An 18,621-nucleotide genomic window follows, 5' to 3' on the forward strand; every position below is an offset into this window, starting at 1 on the left:
TTCGCAATTTACAGAATTATCTGTAACAATTTGGTTATAACAAACGTTTCATAAGAAAGGGGGATGTTATGAAACGAGTTGTATTTTTATGTATATTGCTATTAATTTTAGTGGGTTGTACAGATAAAGCAAATGTTACAATGCCAGAGGATCTACCTGATTTTGTACAAGAAAATGATTTTGCATTAGTTGATTGGGAGCATAAGGCAGAGAAATTTGGTGAAAGAGGCATTATTGGTAATGCTGATAAATCGGGTGTCATTGGCGCAGATATGCCAAGTTTAAGCATACAAAAATGGATGTGGCATCTATGGGGAATAGATGAAGTACGAGATACAGAATTAACGGTTATTGGATACCATAGAGAATCTAAAGTCATACAACCGATTTTAGTGGATGGTTGGAGCATAGGACTCGGCGGACCTGTTAATGGAGCAGATGCACATACACCTTCTCATGTGAAAATTCCTCAGTCTGGTGAATGGGCTATTCTACTATATACAAATGAAAAATACTTTGATACGTTGATATACGATATCCGGGAATAATAGTAAACCCTTATTTTGTAAGTATTTAAACTTATAAAATAAGGGTTTTTGATTGTTTGAATATGTATTGGGAAAGGAGGTGTATGTTGTGCGTATGTAAGCTTACATTGTGTATTGCTTTCATATTCTCTGAAATGCACAAGATGCTGAAGTCGCCATTCAGAAAGTATATATAAATACGAAAAGCTATTGAACATAGATAATTACAGTGCATGGTTGTAGCAAGAAAAATATTAAATTGGTAATATAAAAAGTAAAATGGAGGTCAGCAATATGAAAGATTTACGTTATCCTATTGGACAATTCCAATTTCCCAAAGAAATGAATTCACAGCAAGTACTAGAGTGGATTAATGAAATCCGTTTGTTACCAAAACAACTTGCAGAGGCGTTAAGTGGTGCAAGCGAGCAAGACTTAGCAAAATCTTACCGTGAAAATGGCTGGACCGTGACACAGCTAGTCCATCATATTGCTGATAGTCATATGAATAGCTATATCCGTTTTAAGCTAGCGTTAACAGAGGATGTACCAACCATTAAGCCCTACAATGAGGCAGAATGGGCACAGCTACCAGATTCTGAAATGCCAGTAGCAATTTCTTTTAATTTGATTGAAAGCTTACATGAACGTTGGGTTTATTTACTGTCAAGTTTATCGGATGAACAATTAGAAAGAGCCTTTAATCATCCTGATTCAGGCCTGACGACTCTTGAGCATGCAATTGGCCTTTATGCATGGCATGGCAAGCATCATTTGGCACATATTCAGAATGCTTTGGTTAAATAAATATTGATGTTTTATGAAAAAACAAGTGATTTCTGCTAATGAGGAAATCACTTGTTTTCATTTATTATTTAAGTTTATTTTATACGATAGTAATACCAGCACTTGCGTTACCAGCAAGTGTAGCAGCAACTCCTGTAGTAGTCATAGAGAATACCATTAGTAAACGATCACCAGTACTTACAGGTACTGAAACGTTTGCATTACCACTTGCAATCGTACCTACAGCTAATGCTAATAATGGTAAAGCTGGTGCTAAATCAACAAATGCTCCAGTTGGGCTGAAAACGTTGCTTCCTGAAACTGCACGGTAAATTTGTGCTCTTACTGTTGCTGTTCCTGTTAGTGTTAAAGCAGCTGTTGCTGAGATTGTAGCAGAAATAGATGTAATTGTACCTGGACGTGGAACAGTAAATGCTTCTGTAGCAAGACTAGATGTTAAATCGATATTAACGCCAGCTAGAGCAACCCCTGGAACAGATGTACCAAATCCAACAAGACTTACAGTACCAACTAAACCAGTAGCAAGAGACACTAAAGCAACAGGAGTAATTCCTGATGAGAATGGGATAATGGAACCAGTAGCGGCTGGTGGAGTAATACATGCAGCGTCAATTGCAACAAAAGGTCCCAGTGCAGTACACTCCCCGTTACCATGACCGTTACCTGAACAGCCACACATTGAGTTATTCAAACACATTTTTACACCCCCTTTCTTCATTATTCTATTCATTTCAGATTAGGGGTTAAGGGCAATTATCTATTTCACCTATAAATTCAATGATTTCTTAATGACAGCTTTTATTTGACACATAAAGACATCCACTATGTATGTTTTGACATAGTGGATGTTTAAGATAATGTTAACTCCATCTTTTAAAGAAATCGAAAAATGAGTTTTTTCCCTTTTTATGTTCTTCCTCAATCGGCTTGTTTACAGGTTCAAGTTGCATGATCTCTTCTTCAAAGGACGGATGAACCTCATAGGTTGCATCAGCATGATACACTTCAACATATTCTTCTGTTTCCAATGAAGGAGAGTGATCTATATCTGCAGGTTCTGCTACTGTTTCTGCAATGATTTGGTTGAGAGGCTCACTAGCTATTGCTTCAATGTCTTGATTAACAGGCTCGCTAGGTTGCTCCAAGTTAACTCGTTCTATCGAGTCATTCGTTACAATGGGATTCTCAAGATTGTTATGTTCATTCTCAATTTTCACAACCTCCATAGGATTATTTAATGTTTCAGTTTTAGTGCTATCGGATTCATTAACTATAGAAGATTGTAAAGTATCATTCTCGATGTTTTCTTCGCTTGAAGCAGGCTGTACGGCAGATGGATCATAAACACTTACTGGAACTTCCTTTGCATCCATGGCATTTTTAAAATGGAAGGTGGATTCAACTGTCGTGTTTCTGTATAAACCATTGTATATTTGGCTGGGGTGCGTATTGATTGATTGAAAATATTGCTGATTAAAATGCCGTTCTTCAGGTTTAGTTTCCGGTAGACCATTCTGAGGAGAGGGACCCCCGATATTTACATTTGGTTGGTGGTTTTTGGCTTTACCTGCCACACTTTGTAGTAGTCTATAAGAAGGTTGTGCTGATGTAATTGTAGTTTGATCTGCTGTCTGTGTCATTCTAGGTTGTCTAGGTAAAAGATTAGAATAAGCTTGAGCAGGCATGTCAATGGAGGGCGGTACGGTTTTTGTATCATTTCCTTTAACTGGCAATAGTCTATTTAAAATTGATAAAATCTCTTGGTTCATTCCTTCAATGGTTTGATTCAAAGACTCAAGCTGTGTTGAAAGAACCTTAATTTGATCGTCGTATCCTTTTATATATGAATTTTGTTTAGTATCCAATGTCTGAGTAATCCCTTCTAAATGGGCCATCTGTGTTTTTAGTCCATCAAACTCCTGCTTCATATAAAGGAAATCTTCAATTGACTCCCCCATTTTTAACGAGGTTAACGATTCTCTATAAGATTCAATTTTTTGCTTTAAATTTTCAATTTCTTGAGTGGTATACAATTTTGACTCTTCCATTGTAGTTCACCCCTTTCAGTCCATTATTAGTTTATTAAAAATATTGACTTTCTGTTACAAATATAACGGTTCTTTCAACATTTTGATTCGTATCGTTAATGAGGGAAGTGTATGAAAACAAATCTTGATTGATTTTAATAAATATCCAATGTAACTATTTGTTAGCCCATGCACTTATAGCTGAAAAACATATGCTACAAACGAAAGATAAAAATTTTATGGAGGTGTCAAAAGGATGCAAGAGCATATGCCATCCCAGGCGCAGGAACTAATCTGTATAAATGTTGATAAGGTATACGACTGGATTGTAAAAGAAATGTCGTTTGATATTTCACCTACTGGACCAATTACATTCCCAGGTGTTACAGCAACTACTGACTTAACAGGTGCTATTGTTACTTGTCGAGTAATTCCAGCAACTACAAATCCAATTGTGATTCTGAACCGTGAGAATCGCCAATTCTCTATTGATGGATCAACGGTTTGTCTGCAACATCTAAATGTTCAAAAGAACTTCATTCTAACAATTGTCGTTACTTTACCTAATGGTACTGTTTTCACAAGCAATAATATTCCAGTTTCTCGCTGTGAGCAAGTGACATTATGTGCACCTAAGGGAACAGACGTTGAAATTTTATACACAGATTTAGATTGCTTCGTTTGTACAACTGGAACACTTAGTGTTGGAACAGGTGCTGCAGCAGGTACAATTACGTTCTCTGCGTTGACAATTACTGTTGCTGTTTGTCAAAGTATTCAATCTACATTCCCGGTTACTGTGGAATTTTTAGCAACTTTCTGCGAACCAAGAGCAGACTTACCATTCTCATGTCCAACTGCGGTTCGTCCACAACAATGCCCAGTTATTTTCCCAACTGTTGGTTAATTGTGATAACAAAAAGAAGAAAGTCATACTATGAAGAGAGGGTAATCCTCTCTTTTTTTTAATGGAAATAACAAGGAGGTTTAAAGTGGCAGATCGTATTGAAGACAAGATACAGGCACTAAAAGAACAAACAAATGCCTATGTTCATGATATTAAAAGGTTGGTTGAGGAATTAACAATTCCCAATAGGATTAACCTCATTAGTTATTTTACAACTGCATTTAATATTTCTTATGATCCTGAGCAAGAGAGTTTATGTTTAGGCTCCTATCATATTCGTAATATTGGTAGTGCAGCCGTCACGAACCCATCTCTGTGTATAACAATACCCAAGGAGTCACCTTTTTACTTTTCAGGGAGATATGTTCATGAAAATTTCACTCCGAATTTTAAAACACAGGGGCAGAGTCAGTGGGAGCGTTTTAATGACAAATCAAGCAAAGAGGAGTATTGGCTGAGACCAGTTGGTAAATCAACAATCGAACCGAATGAAACTATTTCATTTACCAATTTTCAAATAAAATGGTCCCATAATTTATCATATTCAGGCACGATTATGGGTTTTACATATTGCGATCAGCTCACAGAAGGTGTTGTTGTTTTAAATCCAATTAATCTAAATGGAATGGGCCAGACACAGGAGGAAGACAATGAGTGACAACGAAAAACAAGAGTTTGGTAGTGTAATTCAACAATTAGTGAAGGAACAGCTAAGTCGTCGCAATGAACAAGACAATAGCTTTGCCTTTCTTGAAAAAAGTACATTACAGCTATTAATTGCCTATCTTGTTTCAGGCGAGAATAGTCATGTTGACCAATTAGAGAATTCAAAGTCAGAAGGAAAATGGATGAAGCAGCTGGATGATTTACTAGAGGAAAGTAGAGAGCAGCTTGAAGAGGTGGTCAATTTACTAAAAAGATATTCAGGCTAGGGGGTGTGATGATGGACAATGATATTGTGAAAAACAATGATCCAATACAGCTCCAACAAATGATTATTTTTTTAAGGGCCGAGTTAGCCAAGTACAAAAATGAAGTAAAAAGACTTAGAGATAGTGATTATTATGCTTTGGTTCTTCGACTTGAACGAGAAAATGTTCAATTAACAAGGCATAAAAAAGAACTTTCAATGGAGCTCCTAAAGTTGAAAAGAGACTTTGATAAAGAATTGCAAGCTTACGATGAAGAAATTCAGAAGAGAGAAGCACAAAGAAAAAAGCAAATTGCATCCATTGAGGCATTATTAAAGGAATTGGCAGAGTTGCGGGCTGAAAATAAGTCATTGATGGACAAAATTCAAGCATCAAAGGAGGCTTCGATCGATCCAAATGAAAGGTCTATGGTGGAAGGCATAGATAAAAAGTTAAGTGACTATACAACCTTAGCAAGTAAACAAATGGAGAATATTATAGAGACTCTAGAAAAATACCATAGAGAGAAAGTAGAATCGGACAGCCTTCATCGACATTTATTAAGTGAGTTAGAGATGAAAAATCTAGATATTGAGAGATTATCCAATGAAATAGTTGCATTAAAAAAACAATCTAAGGATAGTAGCACATCAATGAAACAAGGAGTTAATATTGATGAACAAATAGATTTTAGATTACGCATGCTCGATGAATTAGATGAGAAATTGAATGAATTAGCGTTAGAAATCAATAGTGAGCAGCTTTAGCTATAAAATTTCATTATGACTGTTTCAAAAGTATGCCTTTGAAACAGTCATTTTTTTGATTCGAATAAGAAGCTTTTAAGGAGGTTCAACCGCTCACAATGAAGAGGAAGGCACTCCAAAGTAGGTGAGACTAGCTCCAGAGGTCCCTTTTGACCCTCATTCCAATATTACTTTGTTTCTCTATGCAGGGTTACACGTTTCAGGCGAGGGGAGTACTTTTTAAGCTCCAATCTTTCGGGATTATTGCGTTTATTTTTAGTAGTAATATAGTTTTTATCACCTGTTTCAGTACAGGCTAGTGTTACTTGTACACGCATTGAAGGACCTCCTTTTAAATAGTAATTATTACGATTTAAACAATATATTTCTCACTGGATATTGTCAAGTTTAATTTCACTAGTAATAAAAAGTTTTGCATTTTCCAAAATAATATGATTTAATTACAAATTGTAAATAGTAATGATTACGATTTGAGGAGTTGTAAGAATGACAAAGAAAATTCCTGTTACAGTATTGAGTGGATATTTAGGTTCTGGTAAGACAACAATGATGAATCATGTATTGCAAAACAAAAAGGATTTACGTGTCGCTGTTATTGTGAATGATATGAGTGAAATTAATATTGATGCGGAGCTTATCGCAAATGGTAGTGGTATATCACGTACAGAGGAAAAATTTGTAGAGCTATCGAATGGTTGTATTTGCTGTACATTACGAGAGGATTTATTGCAGGAGGTGGAACGTCTTTCGAAGCTAGGCAATATTGATTACATTTTAATTGAATCGACAGGGATTAGTGAGCCGATTCCCGTTGCACAAACATTTAGTTATTTAGACGAGGAGCTTGGCATTGATTTAACGAAGTTTTGTCGATTAGATACATTGGTTACAGTCGTAGATGCCCATCGTTTTTGGCATGATTTTCAGTCTGGGGAAAGCTTATTGGAGCGGAAGGAAGCTGTTGGTGAATTAGATGAGCGTGATGTTGCAGACCTTCTTATTGATCAAATTGAATTTTGTGATGTCCTTATTTTAAATAAGTGCGATTTAGTATCCGCAGAGGAGCTTGAACGGTTAGAACGTATTTTACGTGCATTACAGCCTGAGGCAAAACTTATACGTACAACAAATGGTGTTATCGATCCAGTTGAAATTTTAAATACGGGGCGCTTTGACTTTGAACGTGTCTCTGAATCGGCTGGTTGGTTAAAGGAGTTGGAGCTTGGTCATGAAAACCATACACCAGAGACTGAGGAGTACGGGATCTCTTCCTTTACCTATAAACGCAAAAGACCGTTTCATCCGATGCGCTTTGTTGAGTGGTGTGATCACATGCCAGATTCAATAGTACGAGCGAAGGGTATTATTTGGAGTGCAAGACATCAGGAAGTTGCACTATTATTATCACAAGCTGGGTCATCTGCAAAAATTGAACCAGTCTCTTATTGGGTAGCAGCTCTTTCTCAAGCCCAGCAGCAGGATGTGTTCCAGCAAAGCCCTGAAGTATTGGAAGATTGGGATGAAGAGTTCGGAGATCGAATGACACAACTTGTTATTATTGGCATTGATCTAGATCGAGAAGAAATCACTAAACAGTTAGACAACTGTTTGTTAACAAATGAAGAGTTTCAGAACCCTTGGGAACGTCTACAAGACCCATTTAACTGGGAATGGCAATAAAGAAGAAAAGAAGATTTCGGCTAAGACTCCGAAATCTTCTTTTGAAATATACGATTATAATTAGTAGCATCTCGTAATGCTTTTTCTTCTATAGGTATTCGGACAGAAAGCATTGTAATATTGAGTAATGTAAAACAAAATGCTGTAAAGTAAGCCTGAAACATGAGTGGTAGCAAAAGGATTTCTAAACAAACTACCGCATAATTGGGGTGGCGCATATATTCATATGGCCCTTTACGAACAACTTGTGCGTCAGGTAAAATGAGGATTTTTGTATTCCAAAAAGTGCCTAAAGAGCGAATACACCAGATCCGTAAAGCCTGCACTGCTAAAAATATTATAAAAAATAACGGAAATAAGGGCGAGATGCCATTGTTGTTTGTGACGATTTCCACTATTAAAAACAGAAAAAAGCTAACATGCATGGCTACCATATAGGGGTAGTGTGAAGCACCTACTTCATAGGCTCCTTGTGAGAGCATCCATTTCTCATTGCGCTTGGCAATGACAACCTCTGTCAATCTTTGTAGAACGACAAGGATAAAAATAAAATAGAAGATCATGTTACTCCCTCCAGTTTAATAATACAGCTTCTGCACAAAAACCAGGGCCAAGAGCTACGAGCAAACCTGTATCCTCCACTTGTCCTTCATTTAACATAAACTGCTCTAATACGTATAACACTGTCGGTGATGACATATTACCATGTCGTTTCAATATTTCCCGAGAAATGTCGGTTTTTTGGGGAGATAGATAAAGTGTATCTTCATAAGCTTTTAATACCTTTTTTCCTCCAGGATGCGCAATAAAATGAGTCAATTGTTCGCTATACAGTTCTTGATCCATTAAAAATTGCTCGATGAAAGGTCCGAGCCAATTGGTAATAATAGAAGGAATGCTTTTTTGGAAAATGACATGAAGCCCGTTGTTTTTCACATCCCAACCCATTACATTTTCCGAATCTGGCATCCATTTAGAACCTGTAGCTAGAATATTAGGGGTTGGCCTTTTTGTTGCGAAAGCTACTTCATCCCCACAAACAAGTATACATGCTGCACCATCGGCAAAAAGGGAAGCACCAATTAAATTACTTTTAGAAAAATCATTTGGCTGAAAAGTGAGGCTACATAACTCGACACAAACGACAAGCACCTTTGCATGTGGATGGGCTTTACAAAAATCATAGGCTCTGCTTACACCAGCGGCTCCTCCTGCACAACCAAGACCCCATAGAGGAATGCGCTTAAGTCTATCTGAAAAGGGAAGCTTGTTCATAACACGTGCGTCAATGCTAGGTGTTGAAATTCCTGTACTGCTAACAAAAATGATGGCATCGATGTCCTCAGTTGGAATAGATGAGGATAAAAAAGCTGTATTAGCTAAACATGCTTGAATGACATTTACACTGTATTGTGTAGCCAACTCAATATATAAATTATTACGTTCTTCAAAGGAGTGATTCGTACGATGCCATTCAGCTGGCACACAAAAATGGCGTGTGTCGATGCCACCATTATCAAAAACCTTTAAGTAGCGCTCTAGTTTTGGAATTTTTGCATAAAAAAGCTCTTTCGTTAGTTCCTCTGCGTTATCTTGCTGTAATGTGTAAGGTGGTTGATATGTGCTAATTGAAATGATTTTAGGCAATCCAACATCTCCTCGCATTTAATGGTTTTGTTCATTGTATGCGTGGATGATTGGAATAAATGCTTATAATATTGTAATTGACAATTTCTGAAAATTTAGCTATATTGATAACAACTAAATGGAAAGTAGGTGATGTGACATGATGAATAGATCTGTAATTAGCGAACTGCAATTCGGTTTGTTCAATTTCACACGCCTAAAATATACAAAGTGACGCCGTGCCATAACTCGGGGTATTTGTGTATCTTTTAAACGTGCCTGTGAAACCTTGTAACTGCCGAATTGCAGCTACAAGGTTTTTTTATCGTAGTTCCAAAAGGTGAATTGCGATAGGGCCTCTTGCGGATGGCAACTATTTTCGCTGAGGCATCATACGTTTAGGAGGAAAATAAATTGAATTTAACAATATTAGGTTTTACAACATATTTTGAAGAGCAAATGATAGAAATGAAAAAACAGGCTAAATTAAAAAATTGTGTGCCTGCAAGGGTTACTTTAGAGCATAAGCATTCTTATCGGGTGTTAGCTGAAGAGGGAGAATGGCTTGCGACAATTGCTGGTCATTATGCGTACACCTCATTAGCGAGGGAGGACTATCCAGCAGTTGGTGATTGGGTGCTAGTGGAGAAAATGCCCGGTGAGGAACGAGCAATTATTCATCAGCTATTCCAACGAAAATCTGTATTTTCACGTAAAGTTGCAGGAACGGAAATTCAAGAACAGATTGTCGCATCAAATGTCGATATTGTGTTACTTGTTATGAGCTTGAACGCAGATTTTAATATTCGACGTTTGGAGAGATATTTAGTGGCTGCTTGGGATTCAGGTGCAAAGCCCATTATTGTCCTGACAAAAGCTGATTTATGCGAGGATGTTTCAAGCTTAGTACAAGAAGTGGAGTCTGTAGCCTTTGGTGTGGATATCTTCGTAACGAGTGCTCTTTCAGGCGAAGGTCTAAAGGAAATTCAAACGCTATTCACAGAAGGGGTCACGGGGGCATTATTGGGGTCTTCTGGAGCAGGGAAATCCACATTAACAAATGCTTTATGTGGTGAGATACTGATGAAAGTAGCGAGTATACGTGAGGATGATGCCAAGGGACGACATACAACAACCCATCGAGAGCTAGTAGTATTGCCTGCTGGTGGCTGCCTAATTGATACGCCAGGGATGCGTGAGCTTCAACTGTGGGATCAAGGGGATAGTTTAGCTTCTAGCTTTCAAGATATTGAGGAACTAGCAACAGCTTGTCGTTATCGTGATTGTACACATCAAAAAGAGCCTTATTGTGCTGTCCAGCAAGCTATTGTAGATGGGGACTTGGACCAATATCGTCTACAAAGCTATTTTAAGCTGCAAAGAGAATTGGCTTATATGGAGCGCAAAACAAATATGCAAGCAAAACTTGAGGAGCAGCGCAAGTGGAAGCAAATAGCCAAGGGAATGAAAAAGGGGAAGAAATAATTAATAGGAGCACAGCCATGACAATTCAAAACATCAATCATTTATTGTTTTCAGTTTCTAATTTAGAGGAATCCATCACTTTTTATGAAAAAGTATTCGATGCCAAGTTGCTAGTAAAGGGGAACAGCACAGCCTATTTTGATGTAAATGGGCTGTGGCTAGCTCTTAATGTAGAAAAGGATATACCACGTAATGACATCCATCATTCCTATACACACATTGCCTTCACAATCGCTGAGGATGACTTTGATAAGATGTATGACAGATTGATGCAGCTAAAGGTCAATATTTTAGCAGGTCGGCAAAGAGATGAAAAGGATAAAAAATCGATTTACTTTACAGATCCTGATGGTCATAAATTTGAATTTCATACAGGAACTTTGCAGGATCGTTTGGATTATTATAAGCAAGAAAAGCAGCATATGGCGTTTTTTGATAACTAATTAAGGAGTGATTTTATGAATAAAGCGTTTATTTTTGATATGGACGGAACATTATTTCAAACCAATCTTATTTTAGAGCCTGCGCTCGATGCAACATTCGATGTGCTGCGGACAAATGGGCTTTGGCAGGGAGAAACACCGATAGAAAAATATAGAGAAATAATGGGGGTTCCTTTACCTGTTGTGTGGGAAACATTATGTCCTATGCATGCGGTAGAGATACGAGAAGAGAGCAATGTATTATTCCATGTAAAGCTGATTGAGCAAATACGTGGACATAAAGGTGCATTGTATCCAAACGCTGAACATACCCTTGCAACATTGTCAGAGAATTATCCGTTATACATAGCGAGTAATGGACAGGTTGACTATTTACAAGCAATCGTCGAAACCTATCAGTTGGAGCGTTTTATAAAGGGAATCTATAGCATTCAAGCCATTGCAAGTGGGCATAAATCGGATCTGGTCAAAAGAGTTGTAGATGAAAATAAAATTGATTACGGAGCAGTGGTAGGAGATCGTTCTTCGGATATCCAAGCTGCACAGGACAATCAATTACTATCAATAGGTGTTCGCTTTGACTTTGCACAAGACAAGGAGTTAGAAAAAGCAGATATAGTAATTGATGATTTAACTGATTTGCTAAAGGTTACATTAGATTAACTCAAGAAAGTGAATCAAAAAAAGGACGCTTTTATAACAGTCATTGCATTTCCTCACAAGAAGGCGTAAAATAATGCCAAATCCTATAGAAAAAGCATGGAGAAGGAAAAGTAAATTGGATTAGCATTTTGTAGAGAGCCTCTGTTGGTGGAAATGAGGTAAATGAACCCTTTTGAAAATGACCTTTGAGCTTCGTACCGAAAGCTTTTTAGCCAGTAGATTACGACGAGATGGGCACTCGTTACAACAGCAGCAGTATCTCTTTTTGAGTGAAGACGTACTGAGAGAGGCAAATAGTGTGAGCTATTTGTAAATATAGGTGGTAACACGGGTATACTCGTCCTAATCAGATTTGATTAGGGCGATTTTTTTTTACTATTTTTTCTGTGAGGGGAGCAATTTAGAATGACGATTGTTATTGGAGGCGCTTGGCCGTATGCAAATGGCTCTTTGCATTTAGGGCATGTTGCCGCATTATTACCAGGTGATATTTTGGCTAGATATTACCGACAAAAAGGCGAGCAGGTTTTATATGTATCAGGCAGTGATTGTAATGGTACACCCATTTCTATACGTGCCGCACAAGAGAATACAACGACAGAGGCTATAGCTAATCACTATCATGATGAGTTTACTAGATGCTTTCATGATTTAGGATTTACCTATGATTTGTACACAAGAACGGATGCGGAGCACCACCATGAATCCGTTAAGGCCCTTTTCTTACAGCTACTGGCTAATAATTTCTTATACAAAAAGAAAATTGAACAGGCTTACTGTGAGACGGATAAACAATTCCTACCAGATCGATTTGTCGAGGGGCTCTGTCCAAATTGTGGAGCGAAAGCAAGGGGAGATCAATGTGATAACTGCTCAGAAATTTTAGACCCATTGGATTTAATTGATAAGTGCTGCAAAATATGTGGGAACGAACCTGTTATTCGGGAAACTGAGCACTTTTATTTTACCTTTAGTCAATTTCAAGGAAGGTTGGAGTCTTATTTAGCACAAGCGAAAGTCGAGAAACGTTGGCGAGACAATGCTTTAGGGTTAACGGAGCGATACTTGGCAGAGGGAGTTCCCGACCGAGCAGTAACAAGAGATTTACCGAATGGCATAGATGTTCCAGTGCTAGGTTTTGAAAGGAAAAAAATATATGTATGGATTGAAGCTGTAGCAGGGTACTTAACAGCAAGCTTGGAATGGGCAAAAGAGCATCAAATAGCCATTGAAGATTTATGGAATGAAGAGACCATTTCATACTATGTACATGGGAAGGATAATATTCCATTCCATACAGTTATTTGGCCAGCCATTTTAATGGGAATTGGATCTAAGGCATTACCTACCCATATCGTATCCAATGAGTATTTAACATTAGAAAAACGCAAATTATCTACTAGTCAAAATTGGGCTGTATGGGTTCCTTATATTTTAAGTCGTTATGATGCGGACTCTATTCGTTACTTCTTGACGATGAATGCGCCAGAAAATCGTGATACTGATTTTTCATGGCGTGAATTTATTTATAGCCATAATGGCGAACTACTCGGAGCCTTTGGTAATTTTGTAAACCGTACATTGAAGTTTATTGAGAAATCATTTGCTTGTCAGGTGCCACAAGCGGAGGTGGATAGCGACATTCGAAAACAAACCGTACAATTGTTTAATGAAGCGGGCGTTCTTATCGAAGGTGGTCATTTCAAACAGGCATTAGAGTCTATTTTTGAGTATATTCGAGGAGCTAATCGTTATTTTGATGAACAACAGCCATGGTTACAGGTAAAAGAAAACGTAGAGGCAGGTAATCGTACATTAGCAACTTGCGTCTATATCATTGCGAATTTAGGACAGCTGCTGCATCCTTTCTTACCGTTTTCAGCAAAGAAAGTAAGAAATATGTTAGGTATAAATGAAATGATGTGGCATGAGCAAGTAGAGCTCCCTAAAGTCATTCAAGAGGTGACACCATTATTTGAACGTCTTGATATCGAACGAATCGATGAGGAATATCAAAAACTAGTTAGGGATAGTCACTAGGATTGAAAAAGCAGTATGGCGGAAGAGCCATACTGCTTTGCTAGTTTCATTTAATTCATAACAGGTGTTAATTTTGTCACTACAATGCTATTGATCGCATTAATATAGGCTAATGCACTTGCCTTAAGAATATCAGTATCTGCTGCTTTTGCAATATACTTTTCGCCTTCATGCTCAATCGTAATTTTTACTTTACCTAAAGCCTCTTTGCCTCGTGAAACACTATTGATATTATATTCCACTAGTTTTACATCCATATTTGTAATTTTTGCAATGGCTGAATAGAGGGCATCAATTGGGCCAGAGCCTACTGCACTAGCTTTAAATACTTCACCGCCTTTACGAACCTTAACACTTGCAGAAGGGAAGCTTGTATTGCTGACGACTTGTAGATCATCAAAATCAAAGAATTGCTCACTATAATGTGTAGCATTTTTATTATTGGCATCATGTTTTTCATAATAGCTTTCAACAATAACATATAAGTCGTGATCATATACTTCTTTCTTTGCATCGGCTAGCTTTAAGAACCCTTCAAAAATACCTTCAAATTCCTCTGTTGAAAGATTAGTAAACCCTAATTTTTCAAGAGCATTTTTCACTGCATGGCGACCAGAGCGAGCTGTTAGTACTAGCTCCATATCATCAAGACCTACATCCTCAGGATGGACGATTTCATAAGCATCACGCGATTTTAACAAACCATCTTGGTGAATACCAGAAGAATGGGCAAATGCATTATCTCCTGTAATGGCTTTATTGACCTGTACATCTAAGCCCATAAAGCTAGAAACAAGACGTGAAGTATTCATAATTTCTTTTGTATTAATACGTGTTTCTGCATTGTAGACGGAGCCACGAGTTTTAAGTGCCATGACAACTTCTTCTAATGCAGCATTACCTGCACGTTCACCGATACCATTGATTGTACATTCTACCTTATCTGCACCATTTTTAATTGCGGCTAGCGTATTAGCCGTTGCCATTCCAAGATCGTTGTGACAATGAACACTTAAAAGAACGCTATCATCTAAGTTTTTCATACGGTCGTTTAATTTAAAAATCATTTCGCCAAATTCCTCTGGCTCTGCAAAGCCTACCGTATCAGGAACGTTAATCATCGTTGCGCCAGCTCTCATAACAGCTTCAATTGTTTTCCAAAGATATTCAAAGTCTGAACGAGAGGCATCCTCTGTGGAATACTGAACTTGCGGCAATAATGTTTTAGCGTATTTCACAGCATCCACGCCAATTTGTAAAATTTGATCTTTTGACTTGCTGAATTTTTTCTCTACATGAATATCAGATGTGCCAAGTACCATGTGAATCATCGGGTTTTGAGCATATTTCACAGCGTTATAGACAGCATCAATGTCAGCCTTTACAGCACGTGCTAATGCTGTAATCATAATGTCGTTTGTATTGCCAACCTTTTCAGCTACAGCTTTGACGGCATCAAAATCACCTTGAGAGGAAGCGGGGAATCCAGCCTCTATAATATCGACACCCAATTTTTTCAGCTGCTGTGCGATCTCTACTTTTTCGTAAAGATTTAGCTTTGCTCCAGGCACCTGTTCGCCATCACGTAAAGTTGTATCAAACACCCAAATTTTTCTTCCCATTTTCAAACACTCCTTTTTAGTGATTAGTATCTAAAATCTACACTTAGGCCAATAAGTCATTAAAAAATAAAAAAACCCGTCTCTATGTAAAAAATAGAGACGAGTTTATGCTCGCGGTACCACTCTAATTGACCTTCTCTATATAGAAAAAGTCCCCTTATCGACAGCTATCACTGTCTATCCTGTTAACGGGGGAAACCGACATCCCTTACTGAAAAGTTCAGGGAGTAGCTCATGGACGAGTTCAAAATGTGTGCCTACCGATTTACACCAACCATCGGCTCTCTACAAGTACACAACCACTTTTACTATTTCCAATCTTGGCCTGCAATGTGTTGTTGAAAGCAATATTACTTGGATATTAACTTCCTGTCAATAATATTCTAAAAATTTATTTAATTCTGTCTTAAGTATTAACTACCTTATTAAATATTTGATATTTAGTGAAATGTTGATGGAGGCACTAAAAAATATATATTTCCCGTGAGTAAATGGTTAGGGGAGTTAACATATGATAGGTTGGAAAATCATGATATTTTTTTGTATGAAGAAACTGCTCGTTTTCTATAAACCTAAAGAAAACGAGCAGTCTTTTATTCTAGCTTAAAACGAGAGACTTGCGTATGAAGTTCTTCTGCCATATTTGAAAGTGTTGCTGCTGAAGCTGCTACTTCTTCGATAGTAGCTAATTGTTCCTCGGAAGCAGATGCAACATTTTGTAAATTAGATGAGGACATTTGGGCAATAGTTGCAATTTCATCAAAGGAAGCATAAATTTGCTCTGCACTAGAGGACATCTCCTCTGAAACAGTCGTTGCTTCTTGGATTTGCATGGATACTTGCTCAATCAGCTCAACAATCTTAGAGAAACCTTCTTCTGCTACCTTTACTACTTGCATACCAATTTGAACCTCTTGAGTTCCAGTATCCATCACCGTTACAGCACGGTTTGTATCCTGCTGTATTTCAGAAATCAAGGTAGCGATTTGCTCAGCGGATTTTTTTGATTGCTCTGCTAACTTTTTCACTTCATCTGCAACGACTGCAAAGCCGCGTCCATGATCGCCTGCACGGGCTGCTTCAATTGCAGCATTAAGTGCTAATAAATTTGTTTGTTCTGCAATATCAGTAATAATACCAATGATATTGCCAATTTCAATGGAATGACCGTCTAGGTTTTTAACAACACTTGCTGACTCTAAAACAGCCGTGTTGATTGTTGTCATCTGAGAGATAACACGATGTAAAGAATCATTTCCTTTCTTAGCCTCTGAATTTGTCTCGATTGCCAGTTCAGAAACAGCAGCAGTAGTAGAAGCTAATTGTTGTATACCCTTTGTCATGTTTTTCATTGCTTCTGAGCTTTCAGTTGCGTTTTTCCCTTGAGCCTCTGAGCCACTAGCAACCTCTTGAATAGAAGAAGTGATTTGTTCTGTAGCCTGTATAGTTTGCTCTGCACTAGCTGTTAACTCGGCAGCAGAGCCACTTACTTGTACAGTATTTTGGCGTACATTCGTAATTAAATCCTTTAAATTTGTAGCCATTTGATTAAACGCAAGCGCTAAATCACCCACTTCATCCCGATTCTTTATACGAATTTGTTCAGCTGTTAAGTCACCCTCAGCTATTTTTTTCGCAGCCTTAGCCATACCGTTAATTGGACGAGACATTAGACTACCAACCACCATAGCAATTATCAGACTTATGACAACAGCAAAGACTCCAAGAAGCATCATTTGGAGCTTGATGTCTTGAATTTGATTGGATGTAGCAGCCATTTTACCTTCTACATATTCATTTTGATAATTAGAAAGGTTTTCAACACGTTCATCGAATTGTTTAATAATTAAGCGTCCTTGAGTACTATCCAATTTTTCGTACTTCTCTGTTTCTCCAGCAGCTTTTAACTCAAACATACGATCTGCAAATTGTTGAACATTTTGCTCACTTTTATTAATAGCTTCAAGCATCTTAATTGATTTCTCTGAATCTAAAGTAGCCATTAATTCTTCTGATTTTTGTTTGAATTCCTCGCGTGAGGCTTGATTACTTTGAAAGTTTTGTTTGTCTCCAAGTAATAAGTAGCCTCGCATGCTGACAATTTCCTGTTTTGCAATCACCCGTAATTCCTGAATACTTATAGATTTAGTAGTTTGTTCCTCCAGTAATGTACGATATGTCTTATTTACAGAATCAAGCTGTTTTATATTTAAGCCGATTGTTGTAACGAGTACCAAAATAACTATAAAAAAACCGAGTAATAATTTCTTGTAGATAGTAAATCGCATAGTTGAAATATCCTTTCTCAGTAATTAGTAGAAATGTTACAAAATAATGAAATATGTATATATATCATTTATATCAGATTATATGAATTTTACAAAGTATTATGAGTATTTCTACAGTAATTAGTAGTTTGAAAATGGGTATTAATTATATATGAAGTAATAAAAAAAGTAGATTTTATCGCTATAATGCTACTAATAATAGGGATAATTAATGGTTCAGATTGAATATTAAGTCAATTTTCATAAATTTTGAAACTTTACTAGTAGTCATAACGTAGATGTAGTAAAGGAAAAAAACAGGGGTGGAGAAAATGTATAGGCCAATTTTAAAGTTACCTAAAACAAGATCAGAAAAGATATGGGACTATATTGGTGGTAGTATATTTATTTTATCCATCTTTTATATTATATTGGCATGGGGTAAGTTGCCTGATGAAATACCTGGTCACTTCAATGGGATGGGTGAGGTTGATCGCTGGGGCGCAAAAATAGAATTATTTATTCTTCCATTCATCGGTTTATTTTTATGGATGCTAATGGGCCTGCTAGAAAAAGTACCTCATATGCATAATTATCCGTCACGTTTAAATGAAAGTAATGTAAAAGCATTTTATTTGAATAGCAGAAAAATACTAAATGAAGTGAAAAATATCTGTCTCATTTTATTTGCTTTTATATCGATTCAGATGGTTCGTATTGGTCTTGGTGAGGTAAATTCATTAGGCTGGTGGTTCCTACCCATTGTATTGATAGGTGTATTGATCCCAATCATTAAAGGGTTTATAACAAGCTACAAAATAAAATAGTGAGACTCAAACGCTTAGGATA

19 protein-coding genes and 2 other annotated features are annotated in these 18,621 nt (G+C 37.2%); of the genes, 12 read left to right on the forward strand and 7 right to left on the reverse strand.

Annotated features, from left to right (window positions below):
* Window positions 1-68: 68 nt before the first annotated feature.
* Together RCJ95_RS07450 and RCJ95_RS07455 are read left to right on the forward strand one after the other, a co-directional pair.
* Window positions 69-548, forward strand: a complete 480-nt coding sequence (locus RCJ95_RS07450) for a hypothetical protein (protein ID WP_274770535.1) — start codon at window positions 69-71, stop codon at window positions 546-548.
* 273 nt (window positions 549-821) lie between these two features.
* Entirely contained in the window at window positions 822-1,334 is a 513-nt protein-coding gene (locus tag RCJ95_RS07455) for a YfiT family bacillithiol transferase (RefSeq protein WP_221681599.1), read from the forward strand.
* 79 nt (window positions 1,335-1,413) lie between these two features.
* On the opposite strand, the gene RCJ95_RS07460 is transcribed toward RCJ95_RS07455, so the two are convergent.
* Both RCJ95_RS07460 and RCJ95_RS07465 read right to left on the reverse strand, forming a co-directional pair.
* Window positions 1,414-2,031 (reverse strand): exosporium glycoprotein BclB-related protein, encoded by a 618-nt coding sequence (locus RCJ95_RS07460; RefSeq protein WP_221681597.1) that lies wholly within the window; start codon window positions 2,029-2,031, stop codon window positions 1,414-1,416.
* Window positions 2,032-2,194: 163 nt separating this feature from the next.
* A complete protein-coding gene (locus tag RCJ95_RS07465; protein ID WP_446722092.1) occupies window positions 2,195-3,382 on the reverse strand; it encodes a hypothetical protein in 1,188 nt (395 codons plus the stop codon).
* 235 nt (window positions 3,383-3,617) lie between these two features.
* On the opposite strand from RCJ95_RS07465, the gene RCJ95_RS07470 reads away from it, so the two are divergent.
* From RCJ95_RS07470 to RCJ95_RS07485, 4 genes are all read left to right on the forward strand, one after another.
* Window positions 3,618-4,268, forward strand: a complete 651-nt coding sequence (locus tag RCJ95_RS07470; RefSeq protein WP_004231775.1) for a hypothetical protein — start codon at window positions 3,618-3,620, stop codon at window positions 4,266-4,268.
* Between the two features lie 85 nt (window positions 4,269-4,353).
* A complete protein-coding gene (locus RCJ95_RS07475) occupies window positions 4,354-4,926 on the forward strand; it encodes a hypothetical protein (protein WP_221681595.1) in 573 nt (190 codons plus the stop codon).
* On the forward strand, window positions 4,919-5,200 hold the full coding sequence (locus RCJ95_RS07480) for a hypothetical protein (protein WP_221681594.1): 282 nt from the start codon (window positions 4,919-4,921) through the stop codon (window positions 5,198-5,200). The genes RCJ95_RS07475 and RCJ95_RS07480 overlap by 8 nt, the downstream gene beginning before the upstream one ends.
* Window positions 5,201-5,211: 11 nt before the next feature.
* The gene (locus RCJ95_RS07485) at window positions 5,212-5,946 is read left to right on the forward strand and encodes a hypothetical protein (RefSeq protein WP_221681593.1); all 735 of its coding nucleotides are present in this window, start codon (window positions 5,212-5,214) and stop codon (window positions 5,944-5,946) included.
* A gap of 167 nt (window positions 5,947-6,113) precedes the next feature.
* Here the strand turns inward: RCJ95_RS07485 and rpmG are convergent, their stop codons facing one another.
* Entirely contained in the window at window positions 6,114-6,263 is a 150-nt protein-coding gene (gene rpmG, locus RCJ95_RS07490) for a 50S ribosomal protein L33 (RefSeq protein ID WP_004231780.1), read from the reverse strand.
* Window positions 6,264-6,432: 169 nt separating this feature from the next.
* Here rpmG and RCJ95_RS07495 point away from each other — a divergent pair, with 169 nt between their 5' ends.
* The gene (locus RCJ95_RS07495) at window positions 6,433-7,626 is read left to right on the forward strand and encodes a GTP-binding protein (RefSeq protein WP_221681592.1); all 1,194 of its coding nucleotides are present in this window, start codon (window positions 6,433-6,435) and stop codon (window positions 7,624-7,626) included.
* 20 nt (window positions 7,627-7,646) lie between these two features.
* Here the strand turns inward: RCJ95_RS07495 and RCJ95_RS07500 are convergent, their stop codons facing one another.
* Entirely contained in the window at window positions 7,647-8,189 is a 543-nt protein-coding gene (locus RCJ95_RS07500; protein WP_446722093.1) for an isoprenylcysteine carboxyl methyltransferase family protein, read from the reverse strand.
* Window position 8,190: 1 nt separating this feature from the next.
* Window positions 8,191-9,273 carry a type III polyketide synthase gene (locus RCJ95_RS07505; protein ID WP_446722094.1) on the reverse strand — a complete coding sequence of 361 codons (1,083 nt, stop codon included), beginning with the start codon at window positions 9,271-9,273 and terminating at the stop codon, window positions 8,191-8,193.
* Window positions 9,274-9,666: 393 nt separating this feature from the next.
* Between RCJ95_RS07505 and rsgA the strand changes: the two genes are divergently transcribed.
* The 4 genes from rsgA to metG all read left to right on the forward strand — a co-directional run bounded on the left by rsgA (window position 9,667) and on the right by metG (window position 13,883).
* Window positions 9,667-10,737 carry a ribosome small subunit-dependent GTPase A gene (rsgA, locus tag RCJ95_RS07510; protein WP_446722095.1) on the forward strand — a complete coding sequence of 357 codons (1,071 nt, stop codon included), beginning with the start codon at window positions 9,667-9,669 and terminating at the stop codon, window positions 10,735-10,737.
* Window positions 10,738-10,754: 17 nt separating this feature from the next.
* Entirely contained in the window at window positions 10,755-11,180 is a 426-nt protein-coding gene (fosM, locus tag RCJ95_RS07515) for a FosM family fosfomycin resistance protein (RefSeq protein ID WP_221681558.1), read from the forward strand.
* A gap of 15 nt (window positions 11,181-11,195) precedes the next feature.
* Window positions 11,196-11,843, forward strand: coding sequence for an HAD hydrolase-like protein (locus tag RCJ95_RS07520; RefSeq protein ID WP_221681555.1), 648 nt, complete (start codon window positions 11,196-11,198; stop codon window positions 11,841-11,843).
* Between the two features lie 88 nt (window positions 11,844-11,931).
* Window positions 11,932-12,191: a binding site (T-box leader), on the forward strand.
* Window positions 12,192-12,248: 57 nt separating this feature from the next.
* Window positions 12,249-13,883: a methionine--tRNA ligase gene (gene metG / locus RCJ95_RS07525; RefSeq protein ID WP_446722096.1), complete on the forward strand. Its 1,635-nt coding sequence runs from the start codon at window positions 12,249-12,251 to the stop codon at window positions 13,881-13,883.
* Between the two features lie 50 nt (window positions 13,884-13,933).
* Here the strand turns inward: metG and RCJ95_RS07530 are convergent, their stop codons facing one another.
* Window positions 13,934-15,505: a 2-isopropylmalate synthase gene (locus RCJ95_RS07530; RefSeq protein ID WP_274770516.1), complete on the reverse strand. Its 1,572-nt coding sequence runs from the start codon at window positions 15,503-15,505 to the stop codon at window positions 13,934-13,936.
* A 92-nt stretch (window positions 15,506-15,597) separates the two neighbouring features.
* Window positions 15,598-15,836 (reverse strand) — a binding site (T-box leader).
* 262 nt (window positions 15,837-16,098) lie between these two features.
* Window positions 16,099-17,793: a methyl-accepting chemotaxis protein gene (locus RCJ95_RS07535; protein ID WP_004231836.1), complete on the reverse strand. Its 1,695-nt coding sequence runs from the start codon at window positions 17,791-17,793 to the stop codon at window positions 16,099-16,101.
* Window positions 17,794-18,104: 311 nt separating this feature from the next.
* Between RCJ95_RS07535 and RCJ95_RS07540 the strand changes: the two genes are divergently transcribed.
* The gene (locus tag RCJ95_RS07540) at window positions 18,105-18,599 is read left to right on the forward strand and encodes a DUF1648 domain-containing protein (RefSeq protein WP_337976660.1); all 495 of its coding nucleotides are present in this window, start codon (window positions 18,105-18,107) and stop codon (window positions 18,597-18,599) included.
* Window positions 18,600-18,621: the final 22 nt, after the last annotated feature.

The organism is Lysinibacillus sp. BSL11, from assembly GCF_052928325.1.

What these genes read in the sequence shown, in the direction of transcription:
- RCJ95_RS07450 (WP_274770535.1), top strand. Translation starts at nt 69, where the DNA reads ATGAAACGAGTTGTATTTTTATGTATATTGCTATTAATTTTAGTGGGT.
- RCJ95_RS07455 (WP_221681599.1), top strand. Translation starts at nt 822, where the DNA reads ATGAAAGATTTACGTTATCCTATTGGACAATTCCAATTTCCCAAAGAA.
- RCJ95_RS07460 (WP_221681597.1), bottom strand. Translation starts at nt 2,031, where the DNA reads ATGTGTTTGAATAACTCAATGTGTGGCTGTTCAGGTAACGGTCATGGT.
- RCJ95_RS07465 (WP_446722092.1), bottom strand. Translation starts at nt 3,382, where the DNA reads ATGGAAGAGTCAAAATTGTATACCACTCAAGAAATTGAAAATTTAAAG.
- RCJ95_RS07470 (WP_004231775.1), top strand. Translation starts at nt 3,618, where the DNA reads ATGCAAGAGCATATGCCATCCCAGGCGCAGGAACTAATCTGTATAAAT.
- RCJ95_RS07480 (WP_221681594.1), top strand. Translation starts at nt 4,919, where the DNA reads ATGAGTGACAACGAAAAACAAGAGTTTGGTAGTGTAATTCAACAATTA.
- RCJ95_RS07485 (WP_221681593.1), top strand. Translation starts at nt 5,212, where the DNA reads ATGGACAATGATATTGTGAAAAACAATGATCCAATACAGCTCCAACAA.
- rpmG (WP_004231780.1), bottom strand. Translation starts at nt 6,263, where the DNA reads ATGCGTGTACAAGTAACACTAGCCTGTACTGAAACAGGTGATAAAAAC.
- RCJ95_RS07495 (WP_221681592.1), top strand. Translation starts at nt 6,433, where the DNA reads ATGACAAAGAAAATTCCTGTTACAGTATTGAGTGGATATTTAGGTTCT.
- RCJ95_RS07500 (WP_446722093.1), bottom strand. Translation starts at nt 8,189, where the DNA reads ATGATCTTCTATTTTATTTTTATCCTTGTCGTTCTACAAAGATTGACA.
- fosM (WP_221681558.1), top strand. Translation starts at nt 10,755, where the DNA reads ATGACAATTCAAAACATCAATCATTTATTGTTTTCAGTTTCTAATTTA.
- RCJ95_RS07520 (WP_221681555.1), top strand. Translation starts at nt 11,196, where the DNA reads ATGAATAAAGCGTTTATTTTTGATATGGACGGAACATTATTTCAAACC.
- metG (WP_446722096.1), top strand. Translation starts at nt 12,249, where the DNA reads ATGACGATTGTTATTGGAGGCGCTTGGCCGTATGCAAATGGCTCTTTG.
- RCJ95_RS07530 (WP_274770516.1), bottom strand. Translation starts at nt 15,505, where the DNA reads ATGGGAAGAAAAATTTGGGTGTTTGATACAACTTTACGTGATGGCGAA.
- RCJ95_RS07535 (WP_004231836.1), bottom strand. Translation starts at nt 17,793, where the DNA reads ATGCGATTTACTATCTACAAGAAATTATTACTCGGTTTTTTTATAGTT.
- RCJ95_RS07540 (WP_337976660.1), top strand. Translation starts at nt 18,105, where the DNA reads ATGTATAGGCCAATTTTAAAGTTACCTAAAACAAGATCAGAAAAGATA.